The organism is Nocardioides coralli (genome assembly GCF_019880385.1).
In the GTDB taxonomy this organism is placed as follows: domain Bacteria; phylum Actinomycetota; class Actinomycetes; order Propionibacteriales; family Nocardioidaceae; genus Nocardioides; species Nocardioides coralli.
This window is the reverse complement of record NZ_CP082273.1, coordinates 1,212,962-1,230,113: the sequence shown is the minus strand read 5'-3', so window position 1 is coordinate 1,230,113 and position 17,152 is coordinate 1,212,962. Positions and strand designations below refer to the sequence as shown.

Annotated in this window: 13 protein-coding genes; 7 read left to right on the top strand and 6 right to left on the bottom strand. The window is 71.2% G+C overall.

Annotated features, from left to right (window positions below; all coding sequences use genetic code 11):
* The first annotated feature begins 32 nt into the window (after nt 1-32).
* From K6T13_RS06035 to ppdK, 6 genes are all read left to right on the top strand, one after another.
* Complete coding sequence (locus K6T13_RS06035) at nt 33-2,006, top strand: alpha-1,4-glucan--maltose-1-phosphate maltosyltransferase (protein ID WP_222897615.1); 1,974 nt, start codon at nt 33-35, stop codon at nt 2,004-2,006.
* Nucleotides 2,003-3,742 carry a maltose alpha-D-glucosyltransferase gene (treS, locus tag K6T13_RS06030; RefSeq protein ID WP_222897614.1) on the top strand — a complete coding sequence of 580 codons (1,740 nt, stop codon included), beginning with the start codon at nt 2,003-2,005 and terminating at the stop codon, nt 3,740-3,742. The genes K6T13_RS06035 and treS overlap by 4 nt, the downstream gene beginning before the upstream one ends.
* Nucleotides 3,739-5,121: a maltokinase N-terminal cap-like domain-containing protein gene (locus K6T13_RS06025; protein ID WP_222897613.1), complete on the top strand. Its 1,383-nt coding sequence runs from the start codon at nt 3,739-3,741 to the stop codon at nt 5,119-5,121. Before treS ends, K6T13_RS06025 begins: the two co-directional genes overlap by 4 nt.
* Nucleotides 5,118-7,310: a 1,4-alpha-glucan branching protein GlgB gene (glgB, locus tag K6T13_RS06020; RefSeq protein ID WP_222897612.1), complete on the top strand. Its 2,193-nt coding sequence runs from the start codon at nt 5,118-5,120 to the stop codon at nt 7,308-7,310. Before K6T13_RS06025 ends, glgB begins: the two co-directional genes overlap by 4 nt.
* A 65-nt stretch (nt 7,311-7,375) precedes the next feature.
* On the top strand, nt 7,376-8,401 hold the full coding sequence (locus tag K6T13_RS06015; protein ID WP_222897611.1) for an NUDIX hydrolase: 1,026 nt from the start codon (nt 7,376-7,378) through the stop codon (nt 8,399-8,401).
* 54 nt (nt 8,402-8,455) lie between these two features.
* On the top strand, nt 8,456-11,119 hold the full coding sequence (ppdK, locus tag K6T13_RS06010) for a pyruvate, phosphate dikinase (protein ID WP_222897610.1): 2,664 nt from the start codon (nt 8,456-8,458) through the stop codon (nt 11,117-11,119).
* Between the two features lie 30 nt (nt 11,120-11,149).
* Here the strand turns inward: ppdK and K6T13_RS06005 are convergent, their stop codons facing one another.
* Nucleotides 11,150-12,100 carry a co-chaperone YbbN gene (locus tag K6T13_RS06005; protein ID WP_222897609.1) on the bottom strand — a complete coding sequence of 317 codons (951 nt, stop codon included), beginning with the start codon at nt 12,098-12,100 and terminating at the stop codon, nt 11,150-11,152.
* 90 nt (nt 12,101-12,190) lie between these two features.
* On the opposite strand from K6T13_RS06005, the gene K6T13_RS06000 reads away from it, so the two are divergent.
* Nucleotides 12,191-12,961, top strand: a complete 771-nt coding sequence (locus K6T13_RS06000; protein WP_222897608.1) for a sulfotransferase family protein — start codon at nt 12,191-12,193, stop codon at nt 12,959-12,961.
* A gap of 9 nt (nt 12,962-12,970) precedes the next feature.
* Here K6T13_RS06000 and icmA read toward each other — a convergent pair whose 3' ends face one another.
* From icmA to K6T13_RS05975, 5 genes are all read right to left on the bottom strand, one after another.
* Nucleotides 12,971-14,659, bottom strand: coding sequence for a coenzyme B12-dependent isobutyryl-CoA mutase large subunit (icmA, locus tag K6T13_RS05995; RefSeq protein ID WP_222897607.1), 1,689 nt, complete (start codon nt 14,657-14,659; stop codon nt 12,971-12,973).
* 59 nt (nt 14,660-14,718) lie between these two features.
* Nucleotides 14,719-15,210 (bottom strand): MarR family winged helix-turn-helix transcriptional regulator, encoded by a 492-nt coding sequence (locus K6T13_RS05990; protein ID WP_222897606.1) that lies wholly within the window; start codon nt 15,208-15,210, stop codon nt 14,719-14,721.
* A 10-nt stretch (nt 15,211-15,220) separates the two neighbouring features.
* A complete protein-coding gene (locus K6T13_RS05985) occupies nt 15,221-15,745 on the bottom strand; it encodes a PH domain-containing protein (RefSeq protein WP_222897603.1) in 525 nt (174 codons plus the stop codon).
* Between the two features lie 10 nt (nt 15,746-15,755).
* Nucleotides 15,756-15,926: a hypothetical protein gene (locus K6T13_RS05980; RefSeq protein WP_222897602.1), complete on the bottom strand. Its 171-nt coding sequence runs from the start codon at nt 15,924-15,926 to the stop codon at nt 15,756-15,758.
* Nucleotides 15,927-16,027: 101 nt separating this feature from the next.
* Nucleotides 16,028-17,143 (bottom strand): glycosyltransferase family 4 protein, encoded by a 1,116-nt coding sequence (locus tag K6T13_RS05975; protein ID WP_222897601.1) that lies wholly within the window; start codon nt 17,141-17,143, stop codon nt 16,028-16,030.
* Nucleotides 17,144-17,152: the final 9 nt, after the last annotated feature.

Below are 17,152 nucleotides of genomic sequence, written 5' to 3'. Positions count from 1 at the left end.
CGCGGCCCCCCGGAGTTCGCAAGTGTGGATCCATGGTCGGACGCATCCCCGTCATGAACGTCATGCCCGTCGTCGACCTCGGACGACAGCCGGCGAAGGCCACGGTGGGCGAACCCTTCCCTGTCACCGCGACCGTCTTCCGGGAGGGGCACGACAAGCTGGGGGCCGAGGTCGTGCTCACCGGCCCCGACGGCGTGCGCCGCCCTCCGGTGCGGCTGCACCGGGAGGGCGACCAGCCCGACCACTACCTGGCCTGGGTCACCCCCGACGCCGAGGGCGCCTGGACCTTCGAGATCCAGGCGTGGTCGGACCCGATCGCCACCTGGCAGCACGACGCGGGCATCAAGATCCCGGCGGGGGTCGACGTCGACCTGATGTTCCTGGAGGGCCGCCTGCTGCTCGAGCGGGTGCTGGCCGACCTCGGCAAGGGCGAGAAGAAGGCGGCCGCCGTGGTCCGCAGCGGCGTCGAGGCCGCCACCGACACCACCCGGCCGGTCGAGGCGAGGCTGGCCGCGCTGCAGGCGCCCGAGCTCGCTGCCGTCCTCCTCGAGCACCCGCTGCGCGACCTGGTCACGGTCGAGGGCCCCTTCCCGGCCTACGCCGACCGCAGCCGGGCCCTCTTCGGCAGCTGGTACGAGTTCTTCCCACGCTCGGAGGGCGCGACCCTCAACGAGAAGACCGGCAAGGTCACCAGCGGCACGTTCCGCACGGCCGCCAAGCGACTCGACGCGGTGGCGGCCATGGGCTTCGACGTGATCTACCTGCCGCCCATCCACCCCATCGGCGAGGTCAACCGCAAGGGACCCAACAACACCCTCGAGCCCGGCCCCGACGACACGGGGTCCCCGTGGGCGATCGGGAGCAAGGACGGGGGCCACGACGCCATCCACCCCGACCTCGGGACGATGGAGGACTTCGACGCCTTCGTCGCCCGGGCCAACTCCCTGGGGCTGGAGGTGGCGCTCGACTACGCGCTCCAGGCGGCGCCCGACCACCCCTGGGTGGACAGCCACCCCGAGTGGTTCACGACCCGCGCCGACGGCACGATCGCGCACGCCGAGAACCCACCCAAGAAGTACCAGGACATCTATCCCCTCAACTTCGACAACGACCCGAGCGGGATCTCCGCGGAGATGCTGCGGATCGTCCGGTTCTGGATGGACCGCGGGGTGCGGATCTTCCGCGTCGACAACCCCCACACCAAGCCGGTGGCGTTCTGGGAGTGGCTGCTGCGCGAGGTGCGCACCACCGACCCCGACGTGATCTTCCTGTCCGAGGCGTTCACCCGGCCGGCGATGATGCGCGGCCTCGGCGCAGTGGGTTTCCACCAGTCCTACACCTACTTCACCTGGCGCACGGCCCGCGGCGAGATCGAGGACTACCTGCGCGAGCTGTCCCGCGAGACCGACCACCTGATGCGGCCGAACTTCTTCGTCAACACCCCGGACATCCTCCACGCCTTCCTCCAGTACGGCGGGCCGGCGGCGTTCAAGATCCGGGCCGTGCTGGCGGCCACCTCCTCCCCCAGCTGGGGCGTCTACGCCGGCTACGAGCTGTTCGAGCACGTGGCCGTGCGACCCGGCAGCGAGGAGTACCTCGACTCGGAGAAGTACCAGATCCGGATCCGCGACTGGGAGACCGCCGAGGCGGAGGGCCGGTCGCTGGCGCCGTACCTGACGCGACTCAACGAGGTGCGTCGCGCCCACCCCGCGCTGCAGCTCCTGCGCAACCTGGTCGTCCACCGCACCGACGACGACCACGTCATCGCCTACAGCAAGCACCACGGTGACGACCTCGTCGTCGTGGTCGTCAACCTCGACCCGCACGCGACCCGCGAGACGACCGTCCACCTCGACATGCCGGCCATCGGGCGCGACTGGCACGACACGATGCTGGTCCACGACGAGCTGACCGGTGAGACCTGGTCGTGGGGCGAGCACAACTACGTCCGCCTCGACCCCGGCCACGAGCCGGCCCACGTGCTGACGGTCAGGAGCGGCCGATGACCGAGGTGGTGGCCGACGAGCCGATCGACCCCGCGCGGCTCCAGCCGCTCGGCGACACCCCCGAGTGGTTCAAGACAGCCGTCTTCTACGAGGTGCTGGTCCGGTCCTTCCGCGACTCCGACGGCGACGGCACCGGCGACTTCCGCGGTCTCATCGAGAAGCTCGACTACCTCGAGTGGCTCGGCGTGGACTGCCTCTGGGTGCCGCCGTTCTTCACCTCACCGCTGCGCGACGGCGGCTACGACGTCGCGGACTACACCGACATCCTCCCGGAGTGCGGGACGGTCGACGACTTCAAGCTGTTCATCGACGAGGCCCACCAGCGGGGCATCCGCGTGATCATCGACTTCGTCATGAACCACACCAGCGACGCCCATCCGTGGTTCCAGGAGTCACGCCGCGACCCCGACGGCCCCTACGGCGACTTCTACGTGTGGTCCGACACCGACGAGCTCTACGCCGACGCCCGGATCATCTTCGTCGACACCGAGCCGTCCAACTGGACCTTCGACCAGCAGCGCGGCCAGTACTTCTGGCACCGCTTCTTCCACCACCAGCCCGACCTCAACTTCGACAACCCGAAGGTCCACGAGGCGATGCTGGACGCGATGGACTTCTGGCTCGCGATGGGCCTCGACGGGTTCCGTCTCGACGCCGTCCCCTATCTCTACGAGCGACCGGGCACCAACGGGGAGAACCTGCCGGAGACCCACGAGTTCCTCAAGAAGGTCCGCACGTTCGTGGACGAGAAGTACCCCGGCACCGTGCTGCTCTGCGAGGCCAACCAGTGGCCTGACGACGTCGTGGAGTACTTCGGCGACCCGGCCGTCGGCGGGGACGAGTGCCACATGGCCTTCCACTTCCCCGTGATGCCGCGCATCTTCATGGCGGTCCGCCGTGAGTCGCGCTACCCCATCAGCGAGATCATGGCCCAGACCCCCGCCATCCCGGACGGGTGCCAATGGGGCATCTTCCTGCGCAACCACGACGAGCTGACGCTCGAGATGGTCACCGACGAGGACCGCGACTACATGTGGGCCGAGTACGCCAAGGACCCGCGGATGAAGGCCAACATCGGGATCCGCCGCCGTCTCGCTCCGCTGCTCGAGCACGACATCAACCGGATGGAGCTGTTCACGGCGCTGCTGCTCTCCCTGCCCGGGTCACCCGTCCTGTACTACGGCGACGAGATCGGGATGGGCGACAACATCTGGCTCGGTGACCGCGACGGCGTACGCACCCCCATGCAGTGGACGCCCGACCGGAACGCCGGCTTCTCGGCCGCGACGCCGGGCAAGCTCCACCTGCCGCTGATCCAGGACCCGGTCACCGGCTACCAGAGCGTCAACGTGGAGGCCCAGCTGGAGAACTCCTCGTCCCTGCTGCACTGGACCCGGCGCATCATCCACGCACGTCGCGACCACCCCGCCTTCGGGCTCGGCAGCTTCAGCGACCTCGGCGGCTCCAACCCCAGCGTGCTGTCCTACGCGCGCGAGCACACCGTCGAGGCCACCGGGCGCCAGGACATGATCCTGTGCGTCAACAACCTCTCCCGCTTCCCGCAGCCGGTCGAGCTCGACCTGCGTCGGTGGGAGGGCATGGTCCCGGTGGAGCTGCTCGGCGGGGTGCCGTTCCCTCCCATCGGCGAGCTGCCGTATCTCCTGACGCTGGGTGGGTACGGCTTCTACTGGTTCCGCCTGACCCGACCCGCCACCGACGAAGGGACCACGGGGTGACCCTGCCACTCGACGAGTTCGTCGCCGGCGCGCGCTGGTTCGGCGGCAAGGGCCGGCCGTTCCGGCTCGAGGGCGTCCGCCGCCTCGGGGTGCTCGGCTCCCTCGCGGACGGCGGGCCCGGCCTCGTGGTCGACCTGGTGACCGTCGCCTACGACGACGCGGAGGGCGGCAAGGAGTACTACCAGCTCCCGCTCTCCTGCTACGCCAAGCCGCAGGAGGCCCTCGACCACGCGAGGGTGGGCGAGGCCGACGACCCCGACCTCGGGCCGTGCGTCGTCTACGACGCGGTCCACGACCGGGCGGCGATGGCTCACCTGCTGACGGCCTTCGACGCCCCGCCGGCGGAGGGTCCGCTCCGCTTCGAGCGGCTGCCGGGCCACGACCTCGACCTGGAGACGCACTCCACGCTCTTCTCCGGTGAGCAGTCCAACTCCTCCGTCGCCTTCGGCGACGACTCGCTCCTCAAGCTCTTCCGCAAGATCACGCCCGGCCGCAACCCCGACATCAGCGTCCACGAGGTGCTGACCCGTGCCGGTTCCGACCACGTCGCGGCCCTCTACGGCTGGCTCGAGACCGACTCCCTCGTCGAGGGAGAGGTGCTGCAGCTCGGGATGCTCCAGCAGTTCCTCCGCACGGCCAGCGACGGCTGGGAGCTCGCGCTCGCGAGCGTCCGCAACCTCTTCGCCGAGGGCGACCTGCACGCCGAGGAGGTCGGAGGTGACTTCGCCGCCGAGGCGTCCCGGCTGGGCGTCGCGCTGCGCGAGACCCACGAGACCCTCGCCGAGCACTTCCCGACCCGGCGGCGCACCACCGGCGAGCAGGCCGAGCTGACCGCCGCAATGCACGCGCGCCTCGACGCGGCACTCGGCGTGGTCCCCGAGCTCGAGGACTACGCCGACCGGCTGCGCCGGGTCTTCGACGCCGTCGCCGACCTGTCCGACGTGGAGATCCAGCAGGTCCACGGCGACCTCCACCTCGGGCAGACGCTGCGCACCGTCAAGGGGTGGAAGATCGTCGACTTCGAGGGCGAGCCGGCGAAGCCGCTGGCCGAGCGGGTGCTCCCGGACTCCCCGTGGCGCGACGTCGCCGGCATGCTCCGGTCCTTCGACTACGCCCCCCAGGTCGTCGAGCGCACCTACTCCGACGCTGACGCCCTCGGTGTCGAGCAGCGTGCCTACCGGGCAGCCGAGTGGTCGCGCCGCAACCGCACGGCGTTCCTGGACGCCTACGCCCAGCACGACCTGACCGACGAGGAGGATGCGTTGCTGTCGGCGTACGTCGCGGACAAAGCGGTCTACGAGACCGTCTACGAGGCCCGGAACCGACCGACCTGGGTGGCCATCCCCCTGGCCGCCATCGCCCGAGTGAGGACGTCATGAGCACCAGCACCCCGATCCCCGTCCCGACCCACGAGCTGGAGCTGCTCGTGCGCGGCGAGCACGGCCACCCGCACGCCGTGCTCGGACCGCACGAGCACGACGGTGCGGTGACGGTCCGTGCGCTCAAGCCGCTCGCGTCCTCGGTGGTGGTCCGCTACGGCGACACCCGGGTGCCGCTGGAGCACGAGCACGGCGGTGTCTGGGTCGGCGTGCTGCCCGACAGCGAGGTGCCCGACTACAGGCTGGAGGTCACCTACGACGGCGCCCCGACGACGCTGGACGACCCCTACCGCTTCCTGCCGACCCTGGGTGAGACCGACCTTCACCTCATCAACGAGGGCCGCCACGAGAACCTGTGGGAGGTGCTTGGCACCCACGTCCACCGCTACGAGGGCCCCCTCGGCGACGTCGTCACCGGGACCGCGTTCGCGGTCTGGGCGCCCTCGGCCAAGGGGGTGCGGGTCAAGGGGTCCTTCAACCACTGGGACGGCCGTGAGCACCCGATGCGCCAGCTCGGCACCTCGGGCGTCTGGGAGCTGTTCGTCCCCGACATCGGCAGCGGCACGGGCTACAAGTTCCTGATCCTCGGCGCCGACGGCCAGTGGCGGGAGAAGGCCGACCCGATGGCCTTCCACACCGAGGTGCCGCCGGCCACCTCCTCGGTCGTGTTCGAGTCGACCTACGCCTGGGGTGACGACGAGTGGATGGCGGCGCGTGCCTCGCGGCAGGCGCTCGTGGAGCCGATGTCGACCTACGAGGTCCACCTCGGCTCGTGGCGCCGCCGGCACGGCACGCCGTTGTCGTACGCCGAGCTGGCCGACGAGCTGGTGCCCTACCTCACCGACCTCGGCTTCACCCACGTGGAGTTCCTGCCTGTGATGGAGCACCCCTTCGGGGGGTCGTGGGGCTACCAGGTCACCTCCTACTACGCACCGACCTCGCGCTTCGGCGACCCCGACGGGTTCCGGCACCTCGTGGACCGGCTCCACCAGGCGGGCATCGGCGTCATCGTCGACTGGGTGCCGGCCCACTTCCCCAAGGACGACTTCGCCCTGGCCCGGTTCGACGGCACGCCGCTCTACGAGGACCCGAACCCGTCACGCGGGGAGCATCCCGACTGGGGGACCTACATCTTCGACTTCGGTCGCCGGGAGGTGCGCAACTTCCTGGTGGCCAACGCCCTCTACTGGCTGGAGGAGTTCCACATCGACGGGCTCCGCGTCGACGCGGTCGCCTCCATGCTCTACCTGGACTACTCGCGCGAGCCCGACCAGTGGAGCCCGAACGTGCACGGCGGGCGCGAGAACCTCGAGGCCGTGCAGTTCCTCCAGGAGATGAACGGCACCGTCGGCAAGCGGGTGCCCGGCGCGCTCACGATCGCGGAGGAGTCGACCTCGTGGCCCGGCGTGACCCGGCCGACCTCGGCCGACGGGCTCGGCTTCCACCTCAAGTGGAACATGGGGTGGATGCACGACTCCCTGGGCTACCTCGAGCGTGACCCGGTCCACCGGGCCTGGCACCACGGGGAGATGACGTTCTCGATCGTGTACGCGTGGTCCGAGCACTACGTGCTGCCGCTGAGCCACGACGAGGTCGTCCACGGCAAGGGTTCGCTGCTTCGCAAGATGCCCGGCGACCGGTGGCAGCAGCTGGCCAACCTGCGCGCCTACCTCGCCTACATGTGGGCCCACCCGGGCAAGCAGCTGGTGTTCATGGGCGCGGAGATCGGCCAGGAGTCGGAGTGGGCCGAGGCCCGCGAGCTCGACTGGTGGCTGCTCGACCACCCCGAGCACCGCGGCGTGCAGTCGCTGGTGCGCGACCTCAACCGGGTCTACCGGGAGACCCCGACGCTCTGGACCTCCGACCAGGACCCGGAGGGATTCGCCTGGCTCGACGCCGACGACGCCAGCCGCAACGTGTTCTCGTTCCTCCGTCGCTCCGCCGACGGCGAACCGCTGGTGTGCGTGTCCAACTTCTCCCCCAGCCCGCACGGCGACTACCGGCTCCCGCTGCCCGCGGCCGGCACCTGGGCGGAGGTCCTCAACACCGACAGCGACACCTACACCGGATCCGGTGTCGGCAACCTGGGGTCGGTGACGGGGGTCGAGGGCGAGCACCACGGCCAGCCGGCGTACGCCGACATCACGGTGCCGCCGCTCGCCACGGTGTGGTTGCGACGCACCAGCTGAGCACGCGAGCCGGCCGGCCGTCGGAGCAGCGAGGAGGGGTCTCGGGCGGTGGCTAGGGTGACCGCGTGAGCGACCAGCCGACCCTGACCGACGGCACAGTGACGCTCCGTCCCTGGACCGACGCCGACGTGGCCGCCGGCGTCGCGGGCCACGACGAGGAGATCGCCCAGTGGTTCGGCTCCGAGCACGCCTCCCCCACCGAGGCCGAGCAGCGGGACGCCATCCGCCGGTGGCGGCAGGGGTGGGAGGACGGCACTACCGTCAACTTCCTGGTCGAGGCGGAGGGTGCGGTGGTGGGCAACGTCGAGGTGCGGGTCAAGGACGACCACATCGGCGAGCTCTCCTGGACCCTGTACGCCGGTCATCGGGGACGCGGCTACGGCGTGCGGGCGGTGCGGATGCTGGTGGACTGGGCGGTCGACCAGCTGGGCCTGGTCCGGATCGAGGCCTACGTCAACACCGCCAACGAGCGCTCGAAGCGGCTCGCCACCCGCGCCGGGCTGCAACGCGAGGGCGTGATGCGCGGGCGTGAGGTCCTCCGCGGCGACCGCCACGACACCGTGCTGTTCGCCCGGCTGGCGTCCGACCCGCCGATCACCGAGCCCGGTGGCTTCCGGGCGCTCCTGAACTCCTTCCTGCCGCGCAAGCGCGGCATCAGCCAGCTGCTGGTCCGTGACCCGGCCGACCGCGTGCTGCTCTGCCAGCTGACCTACAAGCGTGACTGGGACCTGCCCGGCGGTGTCGTGGAGGTCGGCGAGTCCCCCCAGCGGGCCGTGAGCCGGGAGGTGGCCGAGGAACTCGCCCTCGACCTCCCGGCCGGCCGGCTGCTGCTGACGGACTGGCTGCCCCCCTGGGGCGGCTGGGACGACGCCCTGTGCCTGGTGTTCGACGGCGGCGTCCACGATCCCTCGCTGCTCGACGCGGTCGTGAAGGAGACGCGCGAGATCCGTGCCGCCGAGTTCTGCACCATGGAGCAGGTCGTCGAGCGCTGCGCCGACTTCACGGCCCGGCGGGTCGCGGCAGCACTCGCCAACGTGCACGACGGCGGTCCGGCGTACGCCGAGAGCGGCCGCTCCCCCGACACACCCTGACGCCGCCCCGCGGCGGCACTCGCCAAACGCGGCGCGAGGGAGTTGGATCGGCGCATGGCTCTCGTCTTCGACTTCCACCAGGGCAACAAGGACCAGAAGGACCTCCTCGGCGGCAAGGGCGCCAACCTCGCGGAGATGACCAACCTCGGCCTGCCCGTCCCACCGGGCTTCACGATCTCGACGGAGGCGTGTCGCGGCTACCTCGCCGGCGATGGGATGCCCGAGGGGCTGGCCGAGGAGGTCGACGTCCACCTCGCGCGGCTCGAGGAGGCGATGGGACGCCGGCTGGGGGCGGCCGAGGACCCGCTGCTGGTCAGCGTCCGGTCCGGCGCGAAGTTCTCGATGCCCGGGATGATGGAGACCGTCCTCAACATCGGGCTCAACGACGAGTCTGTCGCGGGCCTGGCGCGTCAGTCCGGCAACGAGAGGTTCGCCCAGGACTCCTACCGGCGGCTGCTGCAGATGTTCGGCGCCACCGTCCTCCACGTCGGCGGGGAGCACTTCTCGGCGGCCCTCGACGAGGCGAAGCGGGCCAAGGGCTCCGACGACGACCTCGACCTCGACGCCGACGACCTGCGGCAGGTCGTGACAGTGTTCCAGGAGATCATCGAGAAGCAGGCCGGCCGGCCCTTCCCCCAGGACCCCCGCGAGCAGATGGAGCTGGCGATCCGGGCGGTCTTCGACTCCTGGAACACCGATCGCGCCCGCCTCTACCGGCGCCAGGAGCGCATTCCCGAGGACCTCGGCACGGCCGTCAACGTGCAGGCGATGGTCTTCGGCAACTTCGGGATGGACTCCGGGTCAGGGGTGGCCTTCACGCGCGACCCGGCCAGCGGCAACCAGGGGGTCTACGGCGACTACCTGCAGAACGCGCAGGGCGAGGACGTCGTCGCCGGCATCCGCAACACGGTCTCGCTGGCCGACTTCGAGGACATCGACCCGACGTCGTACGCCGACCTGCTGGCGATCATGGCGCGGCTGGAACGGCACTACCGCGACATGTGCGACATCGAGTTCACGGTGGAGCGGGGCAAGCTCTGGATGCTGCAGACCCGGGTGGGCAAGCGCACCCCGGAGGCGGCGTTCAGGATCGCCATCCACATGGTCGACGAGGGGCTCATCGAGATGGACGAGGCCGTGCGGCGGGTCACCGGTGACCAGCTCGCCCAGCTGATGTTCCCGCGCTTCGACGAGCGCGCCGAGCGCACCCTGCTCGCCACCGGCATGAACGCCTCCCCCGGGGCGGCGGTGGGGAAGGCCGTCTTCGACTCCGACACCGCCGTGGAGTGGGCCGAGCGCGGGGAGGACGTCATCCTCGTCCGCAAGGAGACCAACCCCGACGACCTGCGTGGCATGGTCGCGGCACGCGGCATCCTCACGAGCCGCGGGGGCAAGACCTCCCACGCGGCGGTGGTCGCCCGCGGGATGGGCCGCACCTGCGTCTGCGGCGCCGAGGCCCTCGACGTGGACGCGGGCGCGCGCGAGTTCCGCGTCCGCGACGGCGAGACCGTCCGCGAGGGTGACGTCATCAGCATCGACGGCACGACCGGCGAGGTCTTCGCGGGCGAGGTGCCCGTCTCGGACGCGCTCGTGGTGCGCCACTTCGAGGGCGAGAAGGTCGACGACGACCTGGTCGATGCCGTGGGGCGGGTCATGGCGCACGCCGACGGCGCGCGGCGGTTGCGCGTCCGGGCCAACGCCGACACCCCGGACGACGCCGCCCGCGCCCGGCGCTTCGGCGCCCAGGGCATCGGGCTCTGCCGCACCGAGCACATGTTCCTCGGCGAGCGCAGGGCACTGGTCGAGCAGCTCATCGTCGCCGAGGACGAGGAGAGCCAGCACGCCGCACTCGACGAGCTGCTGCCGCTGCAGCGGCAGGACTTCACGGAAATCCTGGAGGCGATGGACGGGCTGCCGGTCACCATCCGGCTCATCGACCCGCCCCTCCACGAGTTCCTGCCCGACTACACCGAGCTGTCGGTGAAGGTCGCCCTCGCCGAGCAGGACGGCGGCGCCGACCAGCGCGACATCCGCTTGCTCGAGCACGTCCGTCGGCTCCACGAGCAGAACCCGATGCTGGGGATGCGAGGGGTGCGGCTCGGCATCCAGATCCCCGGCCTGTTCGCCATGCAGGCCCGGGCGATCCTGGAGGCGTCGGCCGACCGGCTGGAGGCCGGAGGGCGCCCGTTGCCCGAGATCATGATCCCGCTGGTGGCCAGCGTGCGGGAGCTCGACGTGGTCAAGCACGACATCCTCGGCGTGGCCGAGGAGGTGGAGGAGCAGCGCGGCGTCCGCCCGGAGTTCACCGTCGGCACCATGATCGAGCTCCCGCGCGCGGCGTTCCTGGCCGACCGGATCGCCGGCTCGGCGGAGTTCTTCTCCTTCGGCACCAACGACCTGACGCAGATGGCGTGGGGCTTCTCCCGCGACGACGTGGAGGCCGCGTTCTTCTCGCGCTACTTCGACCACGGCATCTTCGACGTCTCTCCCTTCGAGTCGCTGGACCAGCTGGGGGTGGGAGGCATGGTGGAGATGGGCACGGAGAAGGGACGGCACACCCGACCCGACCTCAAGGTCGGCATCTGCGGCGAGCACGGTGGCGACCCGCGTTCCATCCACTTCTTCGACCGCGTCGGCCTCGACTACGTCTCGTGCTCGCCCTTCCGGGTGCCCGTGGCGCGACTCGAGGCGGGTCGCTCGGTGCTCGCCCGGCGCTAGCCGCAGGAACCACGCCGCTGGAACTGGCCGCTAGAACAGGGCGGAGGCCAGCTGCTGCCGGGCCCGCAGGACCCTCACGTCGTCGTTCCCCACGGCACCGAAGAGGCCGAGCAGGTGCTCGCGGGCGCTGTCGCGCTCCTTGCCCGACGTCCTCCGCACGAGGTCGACGAGCCGCTGGAAGGCGTCGTCGACGTGGCCGCCGAGCAGGTCGAGGTCGGCGACCAGGGTCTGGGCGTCGACGTCGTCGGGGTTCGCCGCCGCGGCCTCGCGCGCCGCCTGCAGGTCCACACCGCGGGTGCGCTGGAGCACCTTCGCCATGGCGAGGCCCGCGGCAGCCTCGGCGTCGGCAGGGTTGGCGTCGACCAGCTTCTGGTACTCGGCCACGGCGCCGTCGGCGTCGTCGGCCGCGAGGGCGGCCTGGGCGGCGGCGTAGCGCGGGTCGGCGGCGGGACCCTCGTCAGCCTCCTCGCCCTCGGCCGGCTGGGAGCCCCGCGGCTGGTGGCGGCCGGCGACCCCCTGCGCGGTGAGCTGCTGCATCACCTGTGTCAGCGCCTGCCGCAGCTCCTCGATCGGGACCACGTCCTGCAGCAGGGGCATGGGTCGCCCGTCGACGATCGCCACCACGAGGGGCACCGAGGGGATCTGCATGGCCTGGGCGATCGAGGGCACCGCGTCGATGTCGACGAGACCGGCGAGGAACCGGCCCTCGAACTCGCCGGACAGCGCGGCGAGGTCGTCGGCCAGCTGACCGCTCTCGGGCATCCGGGAGCGTGAGTAGAACACCATGAGCACGGGCGCCGTCATCGACGCCTCGATCGTGGTCTGGAAGTTCTGCTCGCTGATCTGCACGGCGTACGCCGACCCGCCTGCCGGCGCCCCGCCCTCGGCACCGGCGCCGGCCCCGCCGGTGGGGGCACCTGCTGGACGTTGCAGGGCAGAGAGGTCGACGGCTCCGGGACGGCTGAACGGCTGCTGCGTCATGCCGCCATCCTAGGGAGCCCGGCCGCCCGGTCCTCGCCCCCGGGTGACGTAGGGTGATCCTCCTCGTCACCGCGACCCGGAAGGACCTCGATGCCGCTGCCCACGTTCGTGATCGCGGGCGCCCAGAAGTGCGGCACCACCTCGCTCAGCGAGGCTCTCCGGAAGCACCGGGAGATCCACATCTCCCGCCCCAAGGAGCTCCACTTCTTCGACCGGCGGTACCGCCGCGGGCTGGAGTGGTACGAGTCGCAGTTCACGCCCCGCCCGCACCACCGGCAGGTCGGCGAGGCCACCCCCGCCTACATGTACGACCCGGTCGCCCGCGAGCGGCTCGGCGCGACCCTGCCCGAGGCACGCATCCTGGTGATCCTGCGCAACCCGGTCGACCGTGCCTACTCCCACTACTGGCACAAACGGCGCCTGGGCGACGAGACGCTCGAGACCTTCGAGGAAGCCATCGAGGCCGAGCCCGAGCGGCGGGCTCGGGACCAGGTGAAGAAGCGGATCGGGTTCGCCTACGTCGACCGCGGCCACTACGCCTCCCAGGTCGAGGCGCTGTTCGCCAACCACGGTCGGGAGCGGGTGCACGTGCTGCTCCTCGACGACGTGTCCCGCGACCAGGTGGGCACGATGCGGGCGGTGCTGGAGTTCCTCGGCGTCGACCCGCAGCCGGCCGAGCACCTGGAGTTCCCGCGCAGCAACAAGTACCGGGTCGTCGACGAGTCGGGAGCCCAGGCCGCCGCGGCCTACACGCCGATGTCGCCGGAGACGCGGGCCCGGCTGACCGAGCACTACACCGAGTCGAACGAGCGGTTGGCGGAGCTGATCGGCCGGGACCTCAGCTCCTGGCTGAAGCCCTGACCGGGCGGGTCAGAAGCGCGCCGGCTCCCGGTACTCGCCCCACTCGGCCCGCAGGGCGTCGCAGATCTCGCCCAGCGTGGCCTCGGCGCGGCAGGCATCGAGCATCGCCTCGATCATGTTGTCCTCGGTGCGGCCGACCTCGACCATGCGCTGGATGGCCGCGCTGACCGCGGCCTCGTCCCGGCCGGCCTTGCGCTCGCTGAGTGCCCGTACCTGCTCCACCTCGACCTCGTGGCTGACGCGCAGGATCTCCAGGTCGTGGGTGACGGAGTGCTCGTGGCAGTTGACGCCGACGATCTTCTTGTCCTTCTTCTCCAGGGCGACCTGGTACTGGAAGGCCGCCTCCGCGATCTCGGACATGAACCAGCCGTCCTCGATGCCTTGCAGCAGGCCGCGGGTGACGGGGTTCTCCCCGTTGCGGGTGGCCGTGGCCAGGCCCTCGGTGTCGGCGTGGGTCAGGGTGCTCCCGCCGAGGGCCAGGATCCGGTCGAAGATCGCGTTGGCCTCGGCCTCGATCTGGTCGGTCAGCGCCTCGACGTACCAGCTGCCGCCGAGCGGGTCCGCGACGTTGACGACACCGGTCTCCTCCATGATCACCTGCTGGGTGCGCAGCGCGATCTCGGCAGCCTGCTCGCTGGGCAGCGCCAGGGTCTCGTCGAGGGCGTTGGTGTGGAGGCTGTTGGTGCCACCGAGCACCGCGGCCAGCGCCTCGATGCCCGTGCGGACGACGTTGTTGTAGGGCTGCTGGGCGGTCAGGGAGACGCCCGCGGTCTGCGTGTGGAACCGCAGCCACTGCGCCTTGTCGGTCTGGGCGCCGTAGACGTCGCGCAGCCAGCGCGCCCAGATCCGCCGGGCGGCGCGGAACTTGGCGATCTCCTCGAAGAAGTCGACGTGGGCGTCGAAGAAGAAGGACAGGCCGGGGGCGAAGCGGTCGACGTCGAGCCCGCGGGACAGGCCCAGCTCGACGTAGCCGAACCCGTCGGCCAGGGTGAAGGCCAGCTCCTGCGCCGCGGTCGATCCGGCCTCGCGGATGTGGTAGCCGGACACCGACAGCGGCTTGTACGCCGGGATCTTCTCGGCGCAGTACTCCATGAGGTCGCCGACCAGCCGCAGGTGCGGCTCGGGCCCGAAGAGCCACTCCTTCTGGGCGATGTACTCCTTGAAGATGTCGGTCTGCAGCGTGCCGTTGAGGCTGCCGGTGTCGACCCCGGCGCGCTCGGCGGCCACGAGCATCATGCAGAAGACGGGCACGGCCGGGCCACTGATGGTCATCGAGGTGGTGACGTCGCCGAGGTCGATGCCGCGGAACAGCGTCTCCATGTCGGCGACCGAGTCGACGGCCACGCCGCAGTGTCCGACCTCCCCCAGGCTCTGGGGGTCGTCGGAGTCGCGCCCCATCAGCGTCGGCATGTCGAAGGCGACCGACAGTCCGCCACCCCCGCGCTGCAAGATCATGTGGTAGCGCTCGTTGGTCTGCTCGGCGTTGCCGAACCCCGCGAACTGACGGATCGTCCAGGTGCGGCCGCGGTAGCCGGTGGCGTAGAGCCCGCGCGTGAAGGGGAACTCGCCGGGCCACTCGGACTCCTCGGTGCCGTACGCCGGCTCGACCTCCATCCCCGACAGCGTCGTGAAGTCGGCGTCCCGGACCCGGGACTGCTCGTAGCGTTCCTGCCAGCGGGTGCGAACGGAGTCGGCCATGCCGCAAATAGTAGGACGCCCAACTAAATTCGGCCATTCCCGGCGGGGTCGGCTCCTGCTCAGAAGTCGCCTGCCGCCCGGCGGACCGGCCGCAGCAGCTCCGAGAGCTCGCGGAGCCCGTCGTCGTCGAGCACGCCCAGCCCGAAGTCGGCGCCGACGAGGTCGGCCGTGGCGACCTCCACGAGCGCACGCCCCGCTGGGGTGATCTCGGCCAGCACCGCCCGGCCGTCGTCCGGGTGCGGGTAGCGGCGGACATGTCCGTCGGCCTCGAGCTTGCGCACGATCGAGGTCACCGAGGTGGGGTGGACCTGCAGCCGCTCCCCCATCTTGCCCAGCGGCAGCGAGCCCCGGGAGGAGAACGTGAGCAGCACCAGGGCCTCGTAGCGGGCGAAGGTCAGCCCGTGGGGCCTGAGGATCGCGTCGAGCCGCCCGATCACCAGCTGCTGCACCCGCATCAGCGAGGTGACGGCGTGCATGGCCGGCACGCCCGTCCAGTGGTCGGCCCACTGACGGGCTGCCTCGTCGATCGGGTCGAAGGGCAGTCGCGCCACGGCGGTGACCCTAGTTGACCACGCGGGGACCGCGGAGCCCGGAGCGCTGCACCACGCGCTGGATCGCGAGGTCCCGGTCGTCGGGCCGGCCCACGTGGCGGATGTCGCGGAGCCCCTGCTCCTGGGCTGCGGACTCGAACACGAAGTGCCCGTAGCCCAGCAAGCGGCCGACCAGCGGCTTGGCCACCGTGATGTCGAGGATCCGCGAGAGCGGCATCGTCGCCAGCTGTCGGCTCAGCACCCCGTGGACCCGGAAGACCCGCATGTTGGTGATCACGAAGCGGTCGACCCGTGCCTGCAGCGCGCGCCACCCCGCGTGGAGCAGCAGCCCCAGCGCCAGCAGCATCGGCAGCCAGGCCAGGTCGAGGTGGAGGAAGGGAACCGCCACGACCAGCGCCAGCGCCAGGAGCGACTCGACGGCCGACCGGACGTAGGCCACCCAGTGCTTGCGGACCTCGTCGACGATGACCTCGCCCTCGTCACGCAGCAGGTGCCGACGGATGTCGGGATCGGTGACGCCGCCCAGCAGACCCATGGGAGCCGCGTCAGACCAGGGCGCCGAAGAACCGGATGACCGCCCGGAACAGCTGTTCGGCGAGGGACCAGGTCTGGCCGGCTCCCGACGTGGCGGCCTCGGCGAGGCCGCTGGGGTCGGTGAACATCCAGAACCCGAGAAAGACCACCACGACGGCGAGCAACGCCTTCTTGGCGCTCATAACGGACACACTCCGATCAGGTGAGGGCGAGGGCAACGTCCATGCCTATCAGCCGTGCGGCCGAGTCCCGGCGAGGCGCGCCCGGGTTCCTCGCCCGCGCCTCAGGCGATCGCACGCGGGCGGTGCGCCACGACCCGGTAGTGCTCGTCGACGAGCTCCTCGACGACGGCATGCCAGGAGCGGGAGGCCACCGCCTCGCGACCGGCGCAGGCCAGCCGCGCCCGCAGCTCGGCGTCCCGGGCGAGCGCGACCACGCTCCGCCAGAGGGAGTGCTCGTCGCGCGGCTCGAAGAGCAGACCGGTTCGGCCGTGGTCGACCAGGTCCAGTGGTCCGCCGGCGGCCGCGGCGACGACCGGCACCCCGCTGGCCTGCGCCTCCTGCACGGTCTGGCAGAAGGTCTCCGAGGTGCCCGGGTGGACGAAGACGTCGAGCGTCGCGAACGCGGTCGCGAGGTGGTCACCCTGCAGCTGCCCGGTGAAGTGGGCACCCGGGAGGTGGTCGCCGAGCCAGCGCCGCTCGGGCCCGTCGCCGACGACGACGAGACGCACCCCGGGGATCCGGCAGATCTCGGCAAGACGACGCACCTGCTTCTCCGGCGCGAGCCGTCCGACGTAGCCGACGAGCACGTCACGCCCGCCGCGGGACAGCGTCGCGTGCCGCGCAGCGTCGCGGCGAGAGGGGTCGAAGAGGTCCAGGGAGACGCCGCGCCGCCACAGGTGCAGGTCGTCGACGCCGAGGGCGTTCAGCTGGTCGAACGACGCTGTCGAGGGCACCAGGGTCCGGTCCACCCGCCGGTGGAGGCGGGCGACCCACCGGTCGACGAGCAGGTCCGCACGCACGCCGTACTGGCGGGCGAACCCGGCGACGTCGGTCTGGTAGATCGCCACCGTCGGGACACCCAGCCGACGCGCGGCGCGCAGGCCTGCGGCACCGATGACGAAGGGAGAGGCGAGGTGGACGACGTCCGGGCGGAACTCGACGAGGGCGCTCTCGACGGCCCGGTCCGGCAGGGCTACCGGGAAGTCCCGGTAGCGGGGCAGGCCCAGGGAACGGACACGCACCACGGGGACCCCCCGGTGGTGGTCGGGTCCCGGCCCCGGCGTCACCACGAGCGGCTCGTGGCCGAGCGCGACGAGCTGCTCGACGACGTGCCGCACGGAGTTCGCGACGCCGTTGACGGACGGGAAGAAGGACTCACTGACGATCGCCACACGCACGCGGTCACC